Origin of the sequence: Nocardia sp. NPDC058519 (assembly GCF_042719755.1) — a bacterium.
Taxonomy (GTDB): domain Bacteria; phylum Actinomycetota; class Actinomycetes; order Mycobacteriales; family Mycobacteriaceae; genus Nocardia.
The window spans coordinates 70,374-91,247 of the sequence record NZ_JBHXNK010000001.1 but is presented as its reverse complement, the minus strand read 5'-3'; the positions used below and the strand labels follow the sequence as shown (position 1 = coordinate 91,247).

The following is a 20,874-nucleotide window of genomic DNA, read 5'->3' as shown; positions in this document are numbered from 1 at the left end:
CGGTTTTGGGGGGGTCGTTCTTGGTTCTGGCGTTTGTTTGGGGGCTACTCCCTCAGACTTGGTCGCTCAAACGAGGGCGGCGGGGCGGGCGCCGGCCAACCCGGCCCGGCGCGCGGCGATTCCTATCCGACTGACTGACCGGCCATCGATGGGGCGGCGGGTTTCCGGGCGGTGTCGGTGTGCGGGCTTAGGCTGAGCGAGTGTCGGTACTACCTCTGATCTTCACCGCGGGCTGGGCCAGCGGGATCAACGCGTACGCGGTGGTATTTCTGCTCGGGTTGTTCGGGCGCATCGGCTGGGCCGGTGACGTGCCGCCGGGGCTGCAACGCACCGATGTGCTCGTCGCCGCCGGTGTGTTGTTCCTGATCGAGGCGGTCGCGGACAAGATCCCGTACCTGGACTCGTTCTGGGATGCGGTGCACACGGTGGTGCGGCCCGCCTCCGGTGCGATCGTCTCGGCGCTGATCGCGGGCCAGGATGATTCGCTGCCGACGATGTTCGCGGCGGCAGTCGGCGGAACAACCGCGTTGCTCAGCCATATCGTCAAAGCGGGCACGCGGATGGCGATCAACACCTCCCCGGAACCGGTCACCAATATCGCGATGAGTACCGCCGAAGACGTCACTGTCGGCGGTGTCATCACCCTGGCGGTGTTCTTCCCGGTGCTGGCGGCGGTGATCGCCGCGGTCCTGTTGGCTATCGGCCTGTGGGTGGTCTACCTGTGCGCCAGCCGAATCCGCCGTTATCTCCGACGGCGGCGAGAAGGCCGCGCAGCGCGGACCACCGGCATCGACTCCAGCCTCCAATAGAACTCCGCCTGCCGTGAATCCTCACCGTACCTGCGGCGCCACCTTCGTCCCGAGCAGGTCGATGCTGTGCAGAACCTGCTCCGGCGGCAGTGTTCCCACGCTGGTGTGCAGCATGAAGCGGTCGAGGCCGAGGGTGTCGCGGACCTCGGCGATCTTGCCCGCCACGTAGTCGGGGGTGCCGACGAACAGCGAACCACGCTGCGAGCGCAGGGCGTCGAACTGTTCGTGTGTCATCGGACCCCAGCCGCGTTCCCGGCCGATGGTCGACATCGCCAGGGCGTACGGCTCGTAGAACTCGGCAACGGCGCGCGCGTCGGTGTCGGCGAGATAGCCGTGCGCGTGCACCGCCACCGGCTGCTTCTCGTGACCGCCCTCGGCGAGCGCCCGGTGATACAGCTCGACCAGCGGCTTGAACCGTGCGGGCTCACCGCCGATGATCGCGATGGCGAGCGGCAGACCGAGCAGGCCTGCGCGGATCACCGATTCGGGGCTGCCGCCGACCGCGATCCACACCGGCAGCGGGCGATCGTCGGTGCGCGGATACACCGTCGCGTCGCGCAGCGGCGCCCGGAATCGGCCCGTCCAAGTAACCGGACCTTCCTCGCGCACACGCAGCAGCAGTGCCAGCTTCTCCTCGAACAGCGCATCGTAATCGGCCAGGTCGTACCCGAACAGTGGAAATGATTCCGTGAACGACCCACGCCCTGCCATCAACTCCGCGCGCCCGTTCGACAACCCGTCCAGCGTCGCGAAGTCCTGGTACACCCGTACCGGATCGTCGGAGCTGAGCACCGTCACCGCGCTGGTCAACTGGATACGCTCGGTCCGCGCGGCAGTGGCGGCGAGCACGACCGCGGGGGAGGACGCGGCGAAATCCCGGCGATGATGTTCGCCGACGCCGTACACATCGAGCCCCGCCGCCTCGGTCGCGACGGCCTCGTCGACCACCTGGCGCAGCCGCTCGGCGGCGGTCGGCGCAGGCCGGTCGCCGGTGGGGTACAGCTCGGCGAAGGTGGTGAGCCCCAGTTCCATGTGAACCTCTCTTCGGGATGCGGTCCTCTTCTAAACGGACTGCAGTCCGATAACATTCCCCGGTTTATGGATGGATGCGGATTATCTATGACAAAACTATAGTGAGCGGTATGACCGCACTGGCGACGACGCGCACCGAACCCGACCTGTCCTTCCTGCTCGACCGCACCAGTCACGTCCTGCGCACGCAGATGGCCGCGGCGCTGGCCGAGATCGGGCTGACGGCCCGCATGCACTGCGTGCTGGTTCACGCACTGGAAGCCGAACGCACGCAGGCCCAGCTCGCCGAGCTCGGTGACATGGACAAGACGACCATGGTGGTCACCGTCGACGCGCTGGAGAAGGCCGGTCTGGCTGAACGTCAACCGTCGAGCACCGACCGCCGTGCTCGCATCATCTCCGTGACGCCCGCGGGCGCGGAGCTCGCCGCGCGCAGCACCGAAATCGTCGACGGCGTCCATCAGCGCGCGCTCGGTTCGCTTTCGAAGGCGGAGCGGGAATCTTTGGTGCGGGCGCTGAATCACCTGGCGGAGGGGCATTTGTCGACGGTGGTGGAAGCTGCGCCCGCGCGTCGCGCCAGGCAATAGTCCGTTATAGATTGTCTATTACGGAACTATCTAGTACGGTCTCTCTTGTTCGCTTCTAGCAGGAGATGACCCATGACCAAGTCCCAGCGCACCGCCCTCGCGGTGCTGTCGGCCGCCATGCTGATGACCATCCTCGACGGCAGCATCGTCACCGTCGCCATGCCGGCGATCCAAGAGGACCTCGGCTTCTCGCCCGCCGGTCTGAGCTGGACCGTGAACGCCTACCTGATCGCTTTCGGCGGTCTGCTCCTGCTGGCCGGCCGCCTCGGCGACCTGATCGGCCGCAAGACGATGTTCGTCACCGGCAATATCGTCTTCACCGCGGCCTCGGTGCTGGCAGGCGTGGCGACCACCCCCGCCGTGCTGGTCGCGGCCCGATTCCTGCAGGGCGTCGGCAGCGCGATCGCCGCTTCGGTGGTGCTCGGCATCCTGGTGACGATCTTCACCGAACCACGTCAGCGAGCCACGGCCATCGGTGTTTTCAGCTTCACCGGGGCCGCGGGCGCCTCCATCGGGCAGGTGCTCGGCGGCGTGCTCACCGACGCGCTGAACTGGCACTGGATCTTCCTGATCAATGTGCCGATCGGCGTGCTCACCGTGCTCGTCGCGAGCAAGGCGCTGCCCGCCGACCGTGGACTCGGCTGGTCCGCCGGTGCCGATGTGCTCGGCGCCGCCCTGGTCACCGCCGGTCTGATGCTGGGCATCTACACCGTCGTCGAGGTCGAACGCTACGGCTGGGTCTCGGCACACACCCTCGGCCTCGGCGCGCTGGCCGCCGCACTGCTCGCCGCCTTCGTCATCCGGCAGGCCACCGCGGCCGACCCGCTGTTGCCGCTGCGAATCTTCCGTTCCCGCACGGTCTCCGGCGCCAATGTGGTCCAGATGCTCACTCTGGCAGCCATGTTCGCCTTCCAGATCATCGTCGCGCTCTACTTGCAGAAGGTGCTGGGCTACAACGCATTGCAGACCGGCTTGGCCATGCTGCCTGCCGCCGTCGCCATCGGCGGGGTGTCACTGTTCGCCTCGGCTCGCCTGATCACCCGCTTCGGCGAGCGGACCGTGCTGATCGCCGGTCTCGCCCTGCTGCTGGCCGGGATGTCGTGGCTGATGCGGCTGCCCGTCGACGCCGGTTACCTCACCGATGTGCTGCCGGTGATGGTGGCCATCTCCGGTGGTGGGCTGGTGCTGCCCGCACTCACCGCGCTCGGCATGTCGGGTGCTGAGGCCGACGACGCGGGTCTGGCCTCGGGGCTGTTCAACACCACCCAGCAGGTCGGCATGGCGATCGGCGTCGCGGTCCTTTCCACCCTCGCCGCCGCGCGGACCGGTACCGAACTGGTGGCCGGTGCCTCCGATCCCGTTGCCCTGACCAGTGGTTATCGGCTGGCGTTCACCGTCGCGGCCGGCCTGCTCGCGGCGGCCCTGGTCATCAGCGCCACTGTGCTCCGCAAGCAGCACACGGTCAAGGACGTGCCGGTCGCGCAGGCGGTCCCGGCCCTCTGACGCGACGAATCGCCGGGAACTACCCCTGCGATTCACCCCCCGGGTGGATGTCCGCCCGGGGGGTTCGGTGGTGTCCTCGAAGGATGCTGACCGATCGCACGACGTTGACCAAATTCCTCATCGAAGAGCGCCGCCGCCATCCCGGTTCCAGCGGTGAACTCAATTCCCTGATCCTCGACGTCGCGCTGGCCTGCAAGGCGATCTCCAAGCGCATCGCCTCGGGTGCGCTCACCGGCGTCCTCGGTGGTGCCGGAGTGGTGAACGTGCAGGGTGAGCAGCAGCAGAAGCTCGATGTGGTCGCCAACGACCTCTTCCTCCGTGCCAACGAATGGGGCGGTCAATTGGCGGGCATGGTGTCGGAGGAACTCGACGACCCCTACCCGATCCCGCCGGACTACCCGCGCGGCAAATACCTTCTGGCCTTCGATCCCCTCGACGGCTCGTCCAATATCGACGTGAATGTCGCTGTGGGCAGCATCTTCTCGATCCTGCGCGCACCGAACCCCGGCGTGCACGCGACGACGGCGGACTTCCTCCAGCCCGGCACCGAGCAGGTCGCCGCGGGCTATGCGATCTACGGCCCCGCAACGCAACTCGTGCTCACCGTCGGTACCGGCGTGCACGCCTTCACCCTCGATCCCGAGCTCGGCGAGTTCTTCCTGACCGGACAGAACCTGCGGCTGCCGGAGTCCACGTCGGAGTACGCGGTCAACAGTTCCAACCGCCGCTTCTGGGAACCGGCCGTGCGGCGCTACATCGATGAATGCCTGGCGGGCGCGACGGGCCCGCGCGAGAAGGACTTCAACATGCGCTGGGTGGCGTCGCTGGTGGTCGAGACCCACCGCATTCTGACCCGCGGCGGCGTGTTCCTGTACCCGCGCGACTCGAAGGACCCGGCCAAAGCGGGCAGGTTGCGCCTGCTCTACGAGGCCAATCCCATCGCCTTCCTGATCGAGCAGGCCGGCGGGCTCGCCTCGACCGGCCGTGACCGGATCCTCGAGGTCGCCCCCACCGAGCTGCACCAGCGGATCGCGTTCATTTTCGGTTCTCGCGACGAGGTAGCCCGCATCGTGAGTTACCACGCCGAAGCGGCCGAGGAGCCCGACGGCCCGTGGAGTCCGCTGTTCGGTCTGCGCGGTCTCTACCGGTCCACCACCTGAGGAGGAGATTCATGTCCGCCAAGCACCCTGTCGTCGCCATCACCGGATCATCCGGTGCCGGAACAACTTCGGTGATGCGCACGTTCGATCAGATCTTCCGCAGGGAAGGCATCGATGCCGCGTACGTCGAAGGCGACAGCTTCCACAAGTTCGACCGGGTCGGCATGAAGGAGGAGCTGGCGCGGGCACTGTCGGACGGCGACCACACCTTCAGCCATTTCGGGCCGGAGGCGAACCTCTTCGAAGAGCTCGAGAAGCTGTTCCGTGGCTACGGCGAGACAGGAACGGGTCGGGTGCGAAAGTACCTGCACGACAAGGAAGAAGCCGCTCCCTACGATCAGGACCCCGGCACGTTCACGCCATGGGAGGAGATCCCTGCCGGCACCGACCTGCTGTTCTACGAGGGTCTACACGGCGCGGTGGCCAACGAGCAGGTCGACGTGGCGCAGTACGCCGACCTGCTCATCGGGGTGGTGCCGGTGATCAACCTCGAGTGGACCCAGAAGCTGCACCGCGACAAGGACAAACGCGGCTACTCCACCGAGGCGGTGACCGAGACGATCCTGCGTCGCATGCACGACTACGTGAACTTCATGTGCCCGCAGTTCTCCCGCACCCATGTGAACTTCCAGCGGGTGCCGGTGGTGGATACGTCGAATCCGTTCGTCGCCCGCACGATTCCCACCCCGGACGAATCGATGCTGGTGATCCGCTTCGCCGACCCGCACGGCATCGACTTCCCGTATCTGCTGTCGATGCTGCACGATTCGTTCATGTCCCGCCCGAACACGATCGTGTGCCCGGGTGGGAAGATGGACCTGGCGATGCAGCTGATCTTCACGCCGATGCTGTTGCGGCTCATGGAACGTCGCGGCCGCACACGCTGACCGGATTCGACGACCACCTCACGCGAAGTGGTCGTCGAACCATGTCACCAGCTCCGGATCGTCGAGCCCATCGGCGACGAGCACCGCCGCCGACAGGTCGTCGGTGCGCGTGTAGGCGTTCTGCGCGGCCACGCACCGCAGCCCGGCGGCCACCGCGGACCGCACGCCGTTCGCCGAATCTTCCACGGCCACTGCCTGATCGGCGGACAGGCCGGTTTGGATCAGCACGTCCAGGTACACCGCGGGGCTCGGTTTCAGCACGGGCACTTCGGTTCCGGTGGTCACGGTGTCGAACGGCTCGCCGAAAGCGTGCTTCAGCAGGGGTTCGACCCACGCACGGGTGCCGGTGGTCGCCACATGCAGGCGAACACCCCGCGATCGGAGCCGTTCGATCAGCTCCAGCGCGCCCGGACGGGCACGAATCTGCCCGTCCGAGGCCATCTGCCGCATGATGCGGGTCTTGCAGCGGTGCACCTTGTGCGCGAGTTCGCGCGCTTCCTCGGCGGGCACGGCGTGCTGTTCGAACCAGAACGCCAGCCGCTGCGCGCCACCGGCGACCTTCAGTAGCCGCCCGTATTCCTCGACATCCCAGCGGTCGGGGAGCCCCGCCTCGGCGAATGCCGTGTTGAAGGCCACCCGATGGCCGTCTCGCTCGCTGTCGACGAGGGTGCCGTCGACATCGAAGATCACCGCGTGGAGCTGAGTCATCGTGCGCCGTCGAGGTATTCGCGGATCCGGTCGAGCACGACGCCGACGGTGAACCCGTGCTGGGCCATGACCTCGCCGCCCGGGCCGCTGTGCCCGAACTCGTCGATACCGATCGCCAGGTCGACCAGCCCCGCCCAGCCCGCGGTACTGCCCGCCTCGATGCTGACGGTGTGCGCCGATGAGTCCGCCGTGAAGCGCGAACGATCCAGTGCCGATACCACCCGCACGTCGCAACCTTCGGCCCGCAACTGATCGGCGGCAGCTGCCGCCAGCGCTACTTCCGAACCGGTAGCGACGATTTCGATCATGCGTGCGGTGGCAGACGATGGTTCGCGCGCCGTCGCGCCGAGGGCTCGGGCTGCAGGGGTGGGGCGGGCCGCCGCGCCTTCGTCCCCGGTGGTTCGTGCGCCGTTGGCGTCCAACTGGGGGAGCGACTGCCGGGAGAGGATCAGTGCGGTCGGCCCATCGACGCGGGTCAGCGCGAGTTCCCAAGCGAGAACGGTCTCCACATCATTCGCCGGTCGCAACACCTGCACCCCGGGAATCACCCGCAGCGACTCGACATGCTCGACGGGCTGGTGAGTCGGCCCGTCCTCGCCGACCGCGATCGAATCATGAGTCAGCACATAGATCACCGGCTGCCCCATCAACGCCGACAATCGCAGCGCGGGCCGCAGATAGTCGGCGAACACCAGGAAGGTGCTGCCGAAAACCCGGAACCCACCGTGCAGGCTCATCCCGTTCAGAACGGCCGCCATCCCGAATTCGCGAACGCCGAAAGCGATAGCGCCTGCGCTGAAGTCGTCGCGCCTCACCACATCGCCACACAGGGTGCCGGTCGACCCGGCGAGGTCGGCAGACCCGCCGACCAATTCCGGCATCGTCGACAGAGCCGCGGTCAGACACGCCTGTGAGGACTGCCGAGTGGCCCGGGGTGCTTGCGCCGCAACTGCTTCCAGCGCCGAGGGCAATTCCGCAGGCAGCAGTCGCGCACGGGCACGCCGGAACTCGGCGGCACGCTCGGGCGCGACAGCGTCGAACGCCGCGAATTCCTCTAGCCAGGTCGCATGCTGCTCGCTACCGATCGCGGCAAGCACGGCACATGCCGCGCCGACCTGCTCCGGCACCGCGAACGGCGGAAGAGTCCACCCCGCGAGCTCTTTGGCCTGCGCGAGCCGTTGCGCACCCAGCGGCGAACCATGCGCCTTCGAGGTGCCGGCGACACCGGGCGCACCATGACCGATCACCGTGCGCACCGCGAGGAAACTCGGCCGAGGATCATCCTTCGCCCGGGTGAGCGCAGCGTCGATCGCCGCGATGTCGGTCCCGTCGGCCACCACCTCGGTATGCCACCCGTAGGCCGCGAACCGTGCCACCTGATCGTCACCGCACGAACGCCCGACGGCGCCGTCGATGGTGATCTCATTGTCGTCCCAGAGCACGACCAACCCGCCGAGCCCCAAATGTCCCGCGAACGAGGCGACTTCGTGACTGATGCCCTCCATCAAACATCCGTCGCCGACGATCGCGTACGTGCGATGCCCGGTGATCTCCGGGTACCGGGCGGCGGTCATCCGTTCGGCGAGGGCCATCCCCACGGCCATCGCCAGCCCCTGACCCAACGGCCCGGTGGTGCATTCCACGCCGGGCGTGTCACCGAACTCGGGATGACCCGGCGTCCGCGATCCCAACTGCCGGAACCGCCGCAACTCCTCGACGGGCAGGTCGTACCCGAACAGGTGCAACAGCCCGTACAGCAGCGCGGAGCCGTGCCCGGCCGAGAGTACGAACCGGTCCCGATCGGCCCACTCGGGGTCGGCCGGATCATGGCGAAGGTGTCTGCTCCACAGCGTCCACGCCATCGGCGCCGCCCCCATCGGCATGCCGGGGTGGCCCGACTGCGCGGCCTCCACCATGTCGGCCGCGAGGAAGCGCAGGGTATCGACGGCGAGCAGGTCGGTCTCCGCCGACGGCACGAAAGCCGGTGGCGCGAGGTCGGTCAGCAGGCTGCCGCTCGCTGAATCGGCGGGCATTATGAGCGGCCGACGAACTGAGAACTCCGGCATGGCGCGGCCTTTCTGATCGGGTCCGTTCATCGGACCGCATCAGTGCCCTCGCCGCACTCCCCCTCGGGGGTGGGGACCCGGGTGAGATCTCGTCAATGCCGGTAACCCGGGTGCGGGTCGCCGTAGGGTGGAGGGATGCCGGAGTTACCTCCGACCCCGTTGAGGCTTGCGCTCGTCGACGATCACGAGATGGTGCTGCACGGGCTCGACGCCATGCTCGGTCACTTTCCCGACGAGGTCGTGATCGTCGGCCAGTCCACCACCGACACCGCCGCGCTGCGGATGGTGGCCGAACATCGGCCCGATATCGTCCTGTGCGATGTGCGCATCGGCAAGGCCAGCGGCCTCGACCTGTGCCGTCAGATCACCCTGCAATATCCCGAGACCAAGGTCGTATTGCTCACCGTGTACGACGACGAGCACTATCTGTATCAGGCGTTGCGTGTCGGGGCGTCGGGTTACATTCTCAAGCGGGTCGACGGCCGTGAACTCGTCGCCCAGCTGCGCCGGGTTCGTGAGGGTGAGACGGTGGTCGACGCCGCACTGGCCGGGCGGGTGGCGCTGGCCGCGGCCAGGCTCAGCGCGGGCCAGTTCTGGTCCGGTGCGCACCTGGGACTGACCCAGCGTGAATCAGAAGTGCTGGGGTTGTTGGTATCCGGTCACTCCAATCGAGCGGTCGCGAGCAAGCTGGTGGTCAGCGAGGACACCGTGAAAACCCATATTCGCGGTCTGTATCGCAAGCTCGGGGTCTCCGATCGCAGCGCGGCGATCGCGGTCGCGTTGCGCGAGGGGCTGTTTCGATGAGCATCGCCGGCGGCGCGGTCCCCACGGCGGCGGAGCTCGCCCCACTGCTCGGCGCCGACGGTGTGCTGCTCTACGCCATCGACGGCCAGGATCTGAGCATCGCGGATATGTGGCCCGCGCATCCCTCGGCGAGCTCGCTGCGGCTACAGGTCGGTTTCGGGGTGACCGGGCTGGTCGCCCGCACCCGCAAACCGGTGCTGCTCGACAACGACTCGCCACGTAATGCCCTGCACCGCAGACTTTTACGCCTGGAGCCCCAGCAGACGGTCGCGCGGATGTGCCTGCCGCTGCCGGGACTGGAAGGCGACGTAGTCGGCGTGCTCGCCGCGCACCGTGCGCCACGGAACCCGTTCGGGCAGCTTGACCTCGACGACGCGCGACAGTACGCCGCCGTGCTCGGTCTGTGGCTGCACGCGCAGCGCTTGTTCCGCACCGTCAACCGGCAGCGCACCGAGCGGGATCGCCTGGTCGAGCAGGCGATCACCGCCCAGGAAGCCGAACGAAGGCGCATCGCCTTCGACCTGCACGACGGCGTCACCACCGCACTGGCCTCGATGTCGTTCCACCTGTCCGCCGCCGACCTCACCGTCTCCGAACTCCTCGCCCACATCGACGTCACCGACGAGGCCAGCCTGCGCGACCTCGCCAGGGCCCGCGCCGAACTCGTCAGCGCCCGCGAGCTGGCCGACTTCGCTTACAACGAGACCAGGGCGGCGATCTCGGGCCTGCACAGCCTCGTCCTCGACGACCTGGGCCTGGTCGCCGCGATCGAATCGTTGGTGCGCAGTGTGAGCGGCGACGGGCCGCCGGCGATCGAGTTCCTCGTCGACCACGCCGCCGCCATCGACGAGATCCCCGACCACGCCGCGGCCACCCTGTACCGAATCGCTCAGGAATCCCTGGCGAATGCCGTGAAACACGCTGGGGCGCAACGGATCGTGCTGTCGTTGCGCCGGGTCGGCGACTCGGTGATCCTCGGATGTTCCGATGACGGTGAGGGTTTCGACCCAGCGCAGCGTCGCGCCAACCGCGCCGCCGACACCGACGGCGAACAGCACTTCGGCCTCACCTCGATCGCCGAGCGCTGCGCCATCATCGAAGCGTCGCTGCGCGTGGAGTCGATGCAGGGCCGCGGAACCACCTTGCTGGTGGACCTACCGCTGAGGTAGCCGATGTCGGCGGGCACCGTCCAACGAACGCAGCAGCGGTGCCCGAGGGGTGGCGCCGCTGCTGCGCGTTGCCGCCGCGCTCACCGAGGCGCTGCCGAGTCCATCGCGCCTAGGCGGTGTGCTCGGTGGCATCGGCGGCGTTGCGGCAGTTCTCGAGCAGAACCTGTTGTGCTGCGGCAACTTCGGAGTCTGATCCACTCCAAGTGTGCAGTGCCGCGCTCACGAGCGCGCGCCCGAAGGAGAATGTCACAGGCCACGGCCGCTCGTCGATGGCGGCAAGGTCGCTCAGGAATGCGCACACCCGTGTAGTCGGATGCCCACCGGACAGGAACGCGATCCCCGCCACCTCGGCGGGCACCAGGTCACGCAATACCGCGAAGGTGGCGGCCGCGACCTCGGCGGGCGGGACGGCCGCGGCATCCAGGCCGGGGGTGACGAAGTTCGGCTTGAGCACGATGCCGGTGAGATCCACCCCGGCATCGACGAGTTCGGTGAACACCGCGCTCAGGGCCAGACGCGTCGCCTTCTCCGAGGCCGCCAGGTCGTGGTCACCAGTGCACAGCACCTCGGGCTCGACGATCGGGACGATGCCGTGCTGCTGACACAGCGCCGCGTAGCGGGCCAGCGCGTGTCCGTTGGCGTCGGCGGCGTAAGGGGTGATCGTGTGCACGTCGAACACCGCGCGCCACTTGGCGAACGCGGCACCGCGATCGGCATAGGCGGCCAGCCGCCCGCCGAGTCCGTCGAGCCCTTCGGTGATCAGCGCACCACCATGGCCGGGCAGCGCGGTGGTGCCGGTGTCGACCTTGATACCGGGCAGGATGCCGAGTTCGCGCGCCGCGATCGGGAACGAGCGCCCGTCGGCGAGATCCTGGCCGAAGGTCTCGTCGCACAGGATGATTCCGCTGATCCACTCCGACAGACCGTCGGCGGTGAGCAGCAGTTCGCGATAGTCGCGACGGCTGGTCGCGCTCGCGGGCACCCCTTCCTGTTCCAGACGCGATGACATGGTTTTGATCGACTCGTCGGCGGCGAGAATGCCGCGGCCGCCGCTGGTCAGCTGTCGGGCGACGTCGGCGAGGGCGGTGGCGGGGAGTGTCGTCATGACCAACAGCATGTGAGCACCCCGCACCGCCGTCCTCACCCCTTCGGGCGAGACCGGGTGTGAAATGCCGCCGCGCCCACCTGCTCCGGATCGCACAGGTGGGCCACGAACAACCGGGTCGCCGAGGTGGGTTCCTGGGTCGTGCAGACGTGCCACGGCCGGTCGAGAGGTGTGCCCGGCACGCCGTAGGAGACCAGTTCCCCCGTGGCGAGCTGTTCGCGCGCCGCTTCCTCGTGCACGAGGGTGACCCCGAGCCCTTCCCGTGCGGCGGCCACGGCGGCGCCCGAGGTGCCGAGGGTGAGCAGCGGCGGCGCGGCCTGCAACCGGCTCAGCAACGACAGGGTGGTATCGCGGGTGCCGGAGCCGATCCCGGTGAGTAGCCATGGCGTGGTGAGCGGGTCGGCGACCAGTCCAGGCCGTCCGACCAGCAGCAGCCGGTTCGCCCGCCCGGCGGCGGTGACCAGCCCGGACCCACGCGGTGGTCGACCGGCCAGGGCGATATCGAAGACGTGGTCGGCGGCTCGGGCGAACAGCTCGCCGCGCGTCAGGACCGACAGCGACAGTTCGACCTGCGGATGAGCTTGCGCGAACGTGGCCATCAGCACCGGGAGCACGTATTCACTGGCCGTCGCGACCGCGCCGATCCGCACCCGCCCACGGTCGGCATCGTGCACCGCCCCCGCCGCTTCGGCGAGCAACCCGAGCAATTTGCGCACATATCCGGCGAAGATCTCGCCCGAATCCGTCGCCACGATGCCACGGCCGGACTTCCCGAACAGCCGGGTACCAAGCGCGTCTTCCAGCGCGGCGAGCGCCGCCGACACCGCGGGCGGCGTCACGTGCAACGTCTCGGCCGCGGCCCGCACGCTGCCGGTCTCGTACACGGCGAGGAAGGTGCGCAGCCGACCCCAGGTGGCGGCGGCCGGCAGGTCGGGGCTGGCGAACATCGTTCAATTATGTCTTAACAATGCTCAGGAAAGATTCCATTGTCGTTGAACAGTTTTCGCCCACACACTGAGAGGGCTTCACAGGCGTGACCCGAAAGGAACGGCGATGACGACGATCGACAACGACGGCACGGCGACCAAAGAGCGTTGGGATCCGGGCGTACAGAGCTACGCCGGAATGGGTTACTGGAACCCCGATTACATCCCCAAGGACACCGACGTTCTCGCCGTCTTCCGGGTCACCCCACAGGACGGCGTCGATCCCATCGAGGCCGCGGCCGCCGTCGCGGGCGAATCGTCCACCGCCACCTGGACGGTCGTGTGGACCGACCGCCTCACCGCCAACAGCCACTACCAGGCCAAGGCGTACCAGGTCGACGAAGTTCCCGGCAGGCCAGGCGAGTACTTCGCCTACATCGCCTACGACATCGACCTTTTCGAGGAAGGCTCCATCGCGAACCTGACCTCCTCGATCATCGGCAACGTCTTCGGATTCAAGCCGCTCAAGGCACTGCGCCTGGAAGACATGCGCATCCCCGTCGCCTACACCAAGACCTTCCAGGGCCCCGCCCACGGCATCGTCATGGAACGGGAGATGCTCAACAAGTACGGTCGCCCGCTGCTCGGCGCCACCATCAAGCCCAAGCTGGGCCTGTCGGCCCGCAATTACGGCCGCGTGGTCTACGAGGCCTGTCGCGGCGGGCTGGACTTCACCAAGGACGACGAGAACATCAACTCCCAGCCGTTCATGCGCTGGCGTGACCGCTTCCTCTACGCGATGGAGGGGGTGAACCGGGCGATGGCCGAAACCGGCGAGATCAAGGGCCATTACCTCAATGTCACCGCGGGCACGATGGAGGAGATGTACCGGCGGGCGAACCTCGCCAAGGAAATCGGCAGCGTGGTGGTGATGGTCGACCTCACCATCGGCTACACCGCCATCCAGTCGATGGCGCACTGGGCCCGCGAGAACGGCGTCCTGCTGCACCTGCACCGTGCCGGGCACTCGACCTACACGCGGCAGAAGACGCATGGCGTGAGCTTCCGGGTGATCGGGAAGTGGTGCAGGCTGATGGGTGTGGACCACGTCCACGCGGGCACCGTCGTCGGCAAGCTGGAGGGTGACCCGGCCACCACTCGCGGTTTCTATGATTCGTTGCGCGAGAACACCGTTCCCAGGAACCTCGGCAACGGCATCTTCTTCGACCAGGACTGGATCTCGATGCCCGGCGTGATGCCGGTGGCCTCCGGTGGCATCCACGCCGGCCAGATGCACCAGCTGCTCGACCTTTTCGGCGATGACGTGATCCTGCAGTTCGGTGGCGGCACCATCGGTCACCCGTACGGCATCGCCGCGGGCGCCGAAGCCAATCGGGTGGCGCTCGAGGCAGTTGTCAAGGCGCGCAACGAAGGTCGCGATCTGCTGATCGAAGGACCCGACGTGCTGCGCAGGGCGGCCAAGCACTGCACACCCCTGGAAGCGGCCCTGAACACCTGGGGCGACGTCACCTTCGACTACACCAGCACCGACGCACCCGATGTGGTCGCGACGCCGGTGCCCTCGATCTGACCAGGAGCACCTGATGAAACTTCGCTACGGAACCTTCTCCTACCTGCCCGATCTCACCGACGACGAGATCGCGGCCCAGGTGAAATACGCCCTCGATCACGGCTGGCCGGTATCGCTGGAGTACACCGACGACCCGCACCCACGCAATGTCTACTGGGAGATGTGGGGGCTGCCGATGTTCGACCTGGTCGAACCCGACGGCGTGCTCGCCCAGCTAGCCGCCTGCCGGGCCACCTTCCCCCAGCACTACATCCGGCTGCTGGCCTACGACGCGACCCTGGGCAGGCAGTCCACCGCGATGTCGTTCCTCGTCCAGCGCCCGGCCGAAGAACCCGGGTTCCTGCTCGAACGCGTCGAGGGCCCCGACCGCACCCAGCGGTACTCGGTGAAGTCCTACGCCACCACCCGTCCGACCGGCGATCGGTACGCGGGCGAGTGAACTGATGGACACACCAAAGGGATTCGGGTTCCATCGGCCGTCGGCAGGCGGCTCGGCACAGACCACGGCCGTCGAGGAACAGACGCCCGAGCCCGCGATTCTCGGCGACGACGAGGTGCTCGATCTCTCGGCCGACGAGGCCGCGGCCAGGGTGAGCGACACCCTGGCCGCACTCGACGCCGAACTGGTCGGGCTGGCCGCGGTGAAGCGCCGTGTCCACGAGATCGCCTCGCTGCTCCAGGTCGACCGGGCGCGGCGCCGGTTCGGGCTCACCACCACCCGACCCACCTTGCACATGAGCTTCACCGGTGGCCCCGGCACCGGCAAGACCACGGTCGCCCTGCGGATGGCCGCGATCCTGCACGCGCTCGGCTATATCAGGGCGTCACGGGTGCACACCGTCACCCGCGACGACCTGGTCGGCCAGTTCATCGGCCACACCGCGCCCAAGACCAAGGAGGCGATCGCCCGCGCGGCCGGGGGAGTGCTGTTCATCGACGAGGCCTATTACCTGTTCCGGCCGGAGAACGAGCGGGACTACGGGCAGGAGGTCATCGAGATCCTGCTCACCGAGATGGAGAACGAGCGCGGTGATCTGGTGGTGATCTTCGCCGGCTACCCCGATCGGATGGCGACGTTCTTCGCCGCCAACCCGGGCCTCAGCTCCCGGGTGCCGCACCATCTCACCTTCGAGGACTACGACCACGCGGAGCTGACCCAGATCGCGGGCCTGATGGTGGAGTCGGAAGGGTTCGCTTTCGACGACGACGCCCACAAGGCGTTCGCCGAGTACCTCACGCTGCGCATGGACCAGCCCCGGTTCGCCAACGCCCGCAGCGTGCGCAACGCCATCGAACGCTGCCGGCTGCGGCAGGCCCGCCGATTGGTCGCGCTCGACCGGCCACTGGGCAAAACCGACCTCGTCACCCTCACCGCCGAGGACGTTTACGGCAGCAGCGTGTTCGAGCCGGACTGAGTCCTCGTAGGCCGACCAGGAGGCCCGATAACCGACATCTATCAGGTGATCGGGCTTCCTGCTTTGACAAGGGTGGACAATGTGGGAAGCCTTTTGTCAGATGTCGGCGCGCACGATGCCGCGGAACTGAGGAGAGCGGATACATGACCTCGATCCAGGACCCAGCAGATGATCTGAAGGTGACCCCGCCCAAGACCTGGGCGGTCGGCGTTCCCGCGGTGGTGCACGCGATCGAGTACTCGCTCTCGCAGAACTCCCCAGCGCGCACCGCGCTCACCTTGCTGAACATCAATCAGACGAAGGGCTTCGACTGCCCGGGGTGTGCGTGGCCGGAGCCGAAGCACCGGGTCATGAACGAGTACTGCGAAAACGGTGCCAAGCACATCAATGACGAGGCCACCACCCGCCGTGTGACCAGGCAGTTCTTCGCCGAGCACCCGGTCGCCGAACTCGACACCATGTCGGACTACTGGCTCAATCAGCAGGGCAGGCTCACCGAGCCGATGGTGAAGCGCCCCAGCGCCACCCACTACGAGCCCATCGCCTGGGACGATGCCTTCGATTTGATGGCACGCGAACTGCGCGGCCTGGCCACCCCCGACGAGGCCCTGTTCTACACCTCGGGGCGGCTCAACAACGAGGCCGCGTTCCTGCTGCAACTGTTCGCCCGCGCCTACGGCACCAACAACCTGCCCGACTGCTCGAACATGTGCCACGAGTCGAGCGGTTCCGCGCTGACCCAGACCATCGGCGTCGGCAAGGGCACCGTGTCGCTCGATGACATCTACGAAGCCGACCTGATCTTCGTCGTCGGTCAGAACCCGGGCACGAACCATCCGCGGATGCTGACGGCGCTGGAGCAGACCAAACGCAACGGCGGCAAGATCGTCGCGGTGAATCCGCTGCCCGAGGCCGGGCTGATCCGGTTCAAGAATCCGCAGAAGGCGCGCGGCGTGATCGGTCGCGGCACCGAGATCGCCGATATCTTCCTCAAGATCCGCCCCGGTGGCGACCTCGCCCTGTTCCAGATGCTGAACAAACTGCTCCTCGACGCCGAGGACGCGGCGCCGGGCACGGTGCTCGATCACGAGTTCATCGCCGCGCGGACCACCGGTTTCGACGCCTTCGCCGAGCATGCCAGGACGGTGAGCTGGGACCACACGCTCACCGCGACCGGGCTGGCGCGCGAGGAGATCGAGGCGGTTCACCGACAGGTGCTCGGGAGCAAGAAGATCATCGTGTGCTGGGCGATGGGGTTGACCCAGCACAAGCACGGCGTGCCGACCATTCGCGAGATCGTCGACTTCCTGCTGCTGCGCGGCAATCTCGGTCGCCGGGGAGCCGGGGTGTGCCCGGTGCGCGGGCACAGCAATGTCCAGGGCGACCGCACCATGGGTATCTGGGAGCGGATGCCGCAGTGGTTCATGGACGCGCTCGGTAAGGAATTCGATTTCACCCCGCCCGTCGAACACGGCCTCGACTCGGTCGGTTCCATCCGGGCCATGCGCGACGGCGAGGCGAAGGTATTCGTCGGTGTCGCAGGCAATTTCGCGCGTGCGACCCCCGACAGTGAGGTCACCGAGGCGGCGCTGCGTCAGTGCGCACTGACCGTGCAGATCTCCACCAAGCTCAATCGCTCCCACACGGTCTGCGGCGAGACGGCGCTGATCCTGCCGACCCTCGGCCGCAGCGATCGCGATATCCAGGCCACCGGCGAGCAGTTCTACACCGTCGAGGACTCGATGAGCGAAGTCCACGCCTCGCGCGGGCGCCTCGACCCGGCCTCACCCGACCTGCTGAGCGAGGTGGCGATCATCTCCCGGCTGGCGCGCGCCACGCTGGGGGCGGAGTCCGCGATTCCGTGGGAGGAGTTCATCGCCGACTACGGCACCGTGCGCGACCGCATCTCCCGGGTCGTGCCCGGTTTCGAGAACTTCAACGAACGCGTCGCCGAGCCGGGCGGGATGCTGCTGGTCAATCCGGTCAACCAGGGCATCTACCGCACCGCGAGCGGCAAAGCCGAGTTCACCCGCAACGACTTCGACATGATCGACGCACCGCCGGGATACCTTGTGCTGCAGTCGCTTCGGTCCCACGATCAGTGGAACACCATTCCCTACGCCGCCAACGACCGCTATCGGGGCATCCACAACGCGCGACGGGTGGTGATGGTGAACCCCGACGACCTGGCGGAGCGTGGGATCGCCGACGGTGATGTGGTCGACATCGTGAGCATCTGGCACGACGGCACCGAACGGCGGGCGGAGAAATTTGTCGCCGTCGGGTATCCGGCCAGCCGTGGGTCGGCGGCCGCGTACTACCCGGAGACCAATGTGCTGGTTCCGCTCGACAGCACTGCCGACATCAGCAACACGCCGACGTCGAAAGGCATCATCGTGCGTTTGGAGCCTGTGGTCTGACGCACAGCTGCTCCCCAGCAGGCGCGGTGCCCGCCGCGAGCACGGGCTGTGACGCACGGCAACGTGGGCGCATAGATACACTGCCCTTATGTCCGTGCGCACCCGTCAGCCACTAGTTCCCGGCACCCAGTCGCCGATCCGGGAAGTTCCCCGCTCCATCGAGCGTCCCGAATATGTGTGGAAGAAGACCGCGAACGAGGGCAACGAGCCCTGGGTGCAGACCGCCGAGACCATCGAGAAGATGCGGATCGCGGGCCGGATCGCGGCGCGGGCACTCGAAGAGGCGGGCAAGGCAGTCGTGCCCGGTGTCACCACCGACGAGCTCGACCGGATCGCCCACGAGTACATGTGCGACCACGGCGCCTACCCGTCGACGCTGGGCTACAAGGGTTTTCCCAAGTCCTGCTGCACCTCGCTCAACGAGGTCATCTGCCACGGCATCCCCGACTCGACGGTGGTCGAAGACGGTGACATCGTCAATATCGACGTCACCGCCTTCATTCACGGCGTGCACGGCGACACCAACAGGACCTTCCTCGCCGGTGATGTCGACGAGGAGGTGCGGCTGCTGGTCGAGCGCACCGAAGAGGCCACCAACCGGGCGATCAAGGCGGTCAAGCCGGGTCGCGCCCTGAACGTGGTCGGTCGTGTCATCGAGGCGTACGCCAACCGCTTCGGTTACGGCGTCGTGCGCGACTTCACCGGCCACGGCGTCGGCCCCACCTTCCACAGCGGTCTGGTGGTCCTGCACTACGACCAGCCCAATATCGAGTCGGTGATCGAGCCCGGCATGACCTTCACGATCGAGCCGATGATCAACCTCGGCGGCATCGACTACGACATCTGGGACGACGGCTGGACCGTGGTCACCCAGGACCGCAAATGGACCGCGCAGTTCGAACACACGCTGGTCGTCACCGAGACAGGCGCGGAAATCCTGACTCTGCCGTGAGTCCGGCGGGCACTCGCGCTGATCCGGCCGCTGTGGGTGGCGTGGCGCTGCGCGGGGCGCTGCTCATCGCGGGTACCACCTCCGACGCCGGGAAAAGCGTGGTCGTGGCGGGTATCTGCCGGATGCTGGCGCGGCGTGGGGTCCGGGTGGCGCCGTTCAAGGCGCAGAACATGTCGAACAACTCGGTCGTCACCCTCGACGGCGGGGAGATCGGGCGTGCGCAGGCTTTGCAGGCGCGGGCCTGCGGGCTCGAACCGAGTGTGCGGTTCAACCCGGTGCTGTTGAAGCCCGGCAGCGATCGCCGCTCGCAGTTGGTGGTTCGGGGCAAGGCTGTCGGAACTGTCGGCGCACGTGACTATTTCACGCGTCGGCAGGAATTGCGCGAAGTCGTCGCGGCCGAATTGGCCTCGTTACGTGACGAATTCGATGTGGTGATCTGTGAGGGGGCTGGCTCACCGGCCGAAATCAATCTCCGGGCCACCGATCTCGCGAATATGGGGTTGGCGCGTGCTGCCGATATCCCGGTCCTGGTGGTCGGCGACATCGACCGGGGTGGCGTCCTTGCTCACTTGTTCGGCACCGTCGCGGTCCTGGAACCCGAAGACCAGCAGCTCATCTCGGGATTCGTCATCAACAAGTTCCGCGGTGATGTGTCCCTGTTGCAACCCGGACTGGACCAACTCGTCTCCCTGACCGGCCGCCCCACCTTCGGTGTCATTCCGTTCGCCGAAGACCTCTGGCTGGACGCCGAAGACTCCCTCGGCACCATCTCCGGCGCCCCCGTGGGCCGACCGGCTCCACCCCACGGCACCGACTGGCTCACCGTAGCCGCCATCCGCCTTCCCCGAATCTCCAACTCCACCGACATCGAAGCCCTGGCCTGTGAACCCGGCGTAGCGGTCCGCTGGGCCGACAGCCCCCACCAACTGGCCACCGCCGACCTGGTGGTCGTGCCGGGTTCGAAAGCGACCGTCTCGGACCTGGAGTGGCTGCGCGCCAACGGAATAGGCGAAGCCCTGCGCGCCCGCGCCGCGGCGGGCCGCCCCATCCTCGGCATCTGCGGTGGCTACCAGATGCTCGGCCGACGCATTGTCGACGGCGTCGAGTACCGGGCCGTGGAATCACCGTCGCCCACCGGGGCACAGGATCACGCAGGTGTCGAGATCCCGGCGAGCGCGCGACCGTATGTGGTGGACGGCCTCGGTCTCCTCGACCTCGACATCGAATTCGCGGACCCGAAGATCGCCCGCCAGGTGACCGGCATCGCGGGCCCGATTCCTGTGCACGGCTACGAGATCCACCACGGCAGAGTCGCCCACACCGCCGATCCCGCCTGGCTGACCATCGATGGCACCCCTGAAGGTAGTGCGCGAGAAGCGATCTGGGGCACCCACGTCCACGGCCTGCTCGAATCCGACGGGTTCCGCCGCACCTGGCTCACCGAAGTCGCGGCCCGAGCCGGGCGCACCGGCTTCACCGTCGCCCCCGACATCTCGGTCGCGGCCGTCAGATCCGCACAGCTCGATCTGCTCGCCGACCTCATAGAGCAACACCTCGACCTCTCCGCGCTGGATGACCTGATCCGCGACGGTGCCCCGGCAGACATCCCGGTGATCCACACCGCCCGATGACCGGCAGGGCGGAGTCGCCGCCGATGGTGGGCGCCCGGTGATCACGTCGTGGCGCCGGTCGCTGCGGACACGGTGGTGTGCGGCCCGTCTCGCCTCACAGTTCGCGGTG

General features: G+C 67.4%; 18 protein-coding genes. 13 read left to right on the top strand and 5 right to left on the bottom strand.

The features are described from left to right. Positions 1 to 200: 200 nt before the first annotated feature. Positions 201 to 809: a DUF4126 domain-containing protein gene (locus tag ACFWPK_RS00400; RefSeq protein ID WP_378912356.1), complete on the top strand. Its 609-nt coding sequence runs from the start codon at positions 201 to 203 to the stop codon at positions 807 to 809. 21 nt (positions 810 to 830) lie between these two features. On the opposite strand, the gene ACFWPK_RS00395 is transcribed toward ACFWPK_RS00400, so the two are convergent. Further along, a complete protein-coding gene (locus ACFWPK_RS00395) occupies positions 831 to 1,841 on the bottom strand; it encodes an LLM class flavin-dependent oxidoreductase (RefSeq protein WP_378912355.1) in 1,011 nt (336 codons plus the stop codon). A gap of 110 nt (positions 1,842 to 1,951) precedes the next feature. Between ACFWPK_RS00395 and ACFWPK_RS00390 the strand changes: the two genes are divergently transcribed. From ACFWPK_RS00390 to ACFWPK_RS00375, 4 genes are all read left to right on the top strand, one after another. Then, positions 1,952 to 2,428, top strand: a complete 477-nt coding sequence (locus ACFWPK_RS00390; RefSeq protein ID WP_378912354.1) for a MarR family winged helix-turn-helix transcriptional regulator — start codon at positions 1,952 to 1,954, stop codon at positions 2,426 to 2,428. A gap of 72 nt (positions 2,429 to 2,500) precedes the next feature. Continuing rightward, positions 2,501 to 3,931: an MFS transporter gene (locus tag ACFWPK_RS00385; protein WP_378912353.1), complete on the top strand. Its 1,431-nt coding sequence runs from the start codon at positions 2,501 to 2,503 to the stop codon at positions 3,929 to 3,931. Positions 3,932 to 4,014: 83 nt separating this feature from the next. After that, entirely contained in the window at positions 4,015 to 5,091 is a 1,077-nt protein-coding gene (locus tag ACFWPK_RS00380; protein WP_378912352.1) for a class 1 fructose-bisphosphatase, read from the top strand. Between the two features lie 11 nt (positions 5,092 to 5,102). Continuing rightward, positions 5,103 to 5,978 (top strand): phosphoribulokinase, encoded by an 876-nt coding sequence (locus ACFWPK_RS00375; protein ID WP_378912351.1) that lies wholly within the window; start codon positions 5,103 to 5,105, stop codon positions 5,976 to 5,978. An 18-nt stretch (positions 5,979 to 5,996) separates the two neighbouring features. Here the strand turns inward: ACFWPK_RS00375 and ACFWPK_RS00370 are convergent, their stop codons facing one another. After that, a complete protein-coding gene (locus ACFWPK_RS00370) occupies positions 5,997 to 6,686 on the bottom strand; it encodes an HAD-IA family hydrolase (protein WP_378912350.1) in 690 nt (229 codons plus the stop codon). Then, a complete protein-coding gene (gene tkt / locus ACFWPK_RS00365) occupies positions 6,683 to 8,782 on the bottom strand; it encodes a transketolase (RefSeq protein ID WP_378912348.1) in 2,100 nt (699 codons plus the stop codon). The genes ACFWPK_RS00370 and tkt overlap by 4 nt, the downstream gene beginning before the upstream one ends. A 105-nt stretch (positions 8,783 to 8,887) precedes the next feature. Between tkt and ACFWPK_RS00360 the strand changes: the two genes are divergently transcribed. Then, complete coding sequence (locus ACFWPK_RS00360; protein ID WP_378912347.1) at positions 8,888 to 9,556, top strand: response regulator; 669 nt, start codon at positions 8,888 to 8,890, stop codon at positions 9,554 to 9,556. Continuing rightward, positions 9,553 to 10,725 (top strand): GAF domain-containing sensor histidine kinase, encoded by a 1,173-nt coding sequence (locus ACFWPK_RS00355; protein WP_378912346.1) that lies wholly within the window; start codon positions 9,553 to 9,555, stop codon positions 10,723 to 10,725. The genes ACFWPK_RS00360 and ACFWPK_RS00355 overlap by 4 nt, the downstream gene beginning before the upstream one ends. Positions 10,726 to 10,834: 109 nt before the next feature. On the opposite strand, the gene ACFWPK_RS00350 is transcribed toward ACFWPK_RS00355, so the two are convergent. Then, a complete protein-coding gene (locus tag ACFWPK_RS00350) occupies positions 10,835 to 11,830 on the bottom strand; it encodes a class I fructose-bisphosphate aldolase (RefSeq protein ID WP_378912345.1) in 996 nt (331 codons plus the stop codon). 35 nt (positions 11,831 to 11,865) lie between these two features. Beyond that, positions 11,866 to 12,777 (bottom strand): LysR family transcriptional regulator, encoded by a 912-nt coding sequence (locus tag ACFWPK_RS00345; protein ID WP_378912344.1) that lies wholly within the window; start codon positions 12,775 to 12,777, stop codon positions 11,866 to 11,868. Between the two features lie 106 nt (positions 12,778 to 12,883). Here ACFWPK_RS00345 and ACFWPK_RS00340 point away from each other — a divergent pair, with 106 nt between their 5' ends. The 6 genes from ACFWPK_RS00340 to ACFWPK_RS00315 all read left to right on the top strand — a co-directional run bounded on the left by ACFWPK_RS00340 (position 12,884) and on the right by ACFWPK_RS00315 (position 20,765). Next, positions 12,884 to 14,347 carry a form I ribulose bisphosphate carboxylase large subunit gene (locus ACFWPK_RS00340; protein ID WP_378912343.1) on the top strand — a complete coding sequence of 488 codons (1,464 nt, stop codon included), beginning with the start codon at positions 12,884 to 12,886 and terminating at the stop codon, positions 14,345 to 14,347. Between the two features lie 13 nt (positions 14,348 to 14,360). Then, the gene (locus ACFWPK_RS00335; protein WP_378912342.1) at positions 14,361 to 14,786 is read left to right on the top strand and encodes a ribulose bisphosphate carboxylase small subunit; all 426 of its coding nucleotides are present in this window, start codon (positions 14,361 to 14,363) and stop codon (positions 14,784 to 14,786) included. Positions 14,787 to 14,790: 4 nt separating this feature from the next. Next, the gene (locus tag ACFWPK_RS00330) at positions 14,791 to 15,762 is read left to right on the top strand and encodes an AAA family ATPase (RefSeq protein ID WP_378912341.1); all 972 of its coding nucleotides are present in this window, start codon (positions 14,791 to 14,793) and stop codon (positions 15,760 to 15,762) included. A gap of 143 nt (positions 15,763 to 15,905) precedes the next feature. Next, entirely contained in the window at positions 15,906 to 18,182 is a 2,277-nt protein-coding gene (locus ACFWPK_RS00325) for an FdhF/YdeP family oxidoreductase (RefSeq protein ID WP_378912340.1), read from the top strand. Positions 18,183 to 18,270: 88 nt separating this feature from the next. Beyond that, complete coding sequence (gene map / locus ACFWPK_RS00320) at positions 18,271 to 19,134, top strand: type I methionyl aminopeptidase (protein WP_378912339.1); 864 nt, start codon at positions 18,271 to 18,273, stop codon at positions 19,132 to 19,134. 47 nt (positions 19,135 to 19,181) lie between these two features. After that, a complete protein-coding gene (locus ACFWPK_RS00315; RefSeq protein ID WP_378912738.1) occupies positions 19,182 to 20,765 on the top strand; it encodes a cobyric acid synthase in 1,584 nt (527 codons plus the stop codon). Positions 20,766 to 20,874 lie beyond the last annotated feature (109 nt).

What these genes read in the sequence shown, in the direction of transcription:
- ACFWPK_RS00340 (WP_378912343.1), top strand. Translation starts at nt 12,884, where the DNA reads ATGACGACGATCGACAACGACGGCACGGCGACCAAAGAGCGTTGGGAT.
- ACFWPK_RS00395 (WP_378912355.1), bottom strand. Translation starts at nt 1,841, where the DNA reads ATGGAACTGGGGCTCACCACCTTCGCCGAGCTGTACCCCACCGGCGAC.
- ACFWPK_RS00375 (WP_378912351.1), top strand. Translation starts at nt 5,103, where the DNA reads ATGTCCGCCAAGCACCCTGTCGTCGCCATCACCGGATCATCCGGTGCC.
- ACFWPK_RS00330 (WP_378912341.1), top strand. Translation starts at nt 14,791, where the DNA reads ATGGACACACCAAAGGGATTCGGGTTCCATCGGCCGTCGGCAGGCGGC.
- ACFWPK_RS00380 (WP_378912352.1), top strand. Translation starts at nt 4,015, where the DNA reads ATGCTGACCGATCGCACGACGTTGACCAAATTCCTCATCGAAGAGCGC.
- ACFWPK_RS00325 (WP_378912340.1), top strand. Translation starts at nt 15,906, where the DNA reads ATGACCTCGATCCAGGACCCAGCAGATGATCTGAAGGTGACCCCGCCC.
- ACFWPK_RS00345 (WP_378912344.1), bottom strand. Translation starts at nt 12,777, where the DNA reads ATGTTCGCCAGCCCCGACCTGCCGGCCGCCGCCACCTGGGGTCGGCTG.
- ACFWPK_RS00390 (WP_378912354.1), top strand. Translation starts at nt 1,952, where the DNA reads ATGACCGCACTGGCGACGACGCGCACCGAACCCGACCTGTCCTTCCTG.
- ACFWPK_RS00370 (WP_378912350.1), bottom strand. Translation starts at nt 6,686, where the DNA reads ATGACTCAGCTCCACGCGGTGATCTTCGATGTCGACGGCACCCTCGTC.
- ACFWPK_RS00335 (WP_378912342.1), top strand. Translation starts at nt 14,361, where the DNA reads ATGAAACTTCGCTACGGAACCTTCTCCTACCTGCCCGATCTCACCGAC.
- ACFWPK_RS00385 (WP_378912353.1), top strand. Translation starts at nt 2,501, where the DNA reads ATGACCAAGTCCCAGCGCACCGCCCTCGCGGTGCTGTCGGCCGCCATG.
- tkt (WP_378912348.1), bottom strand. Translation starts at nt 8,782, where the DNA reads ATGAACGGACCCGATCAGAAAGGCCGCGCCATGCCGGAGTTCTCAGTT.
- map (WP_378912339.1), top strand. Translation starts at nt 18,271, where the DNA reads ATGTCCGTGCGCACCCGTCAGCCACTAGTTCCCGGCACCCAGTCGCCG.
- ACFWPK_RS00350 (WP_378912345.1), bottom strand. Translation starts at nt 11,830, where the DNA reads ATGACGACACTCCCCGCCACCGCCCTCGCCGACGTCGCCCGACAGCTG.
- ACFWPK_RS00360 (WP_378912347.1), top strand. Translation starts at nt 8,888, where the DNA reads ATGCCGGAGTTACCTCCGACCCCGTTGAGGCTTGCGCTCGTCGACGAT.
- ACFWPK_RS00355 (WP_378912346.1), top strand. Translation starts at nt 9,553, where the DNA reads ATGAGCATCGCCGGCGGCGCGGTCCCCACGGCGGCGGAGCTCGCCCCA.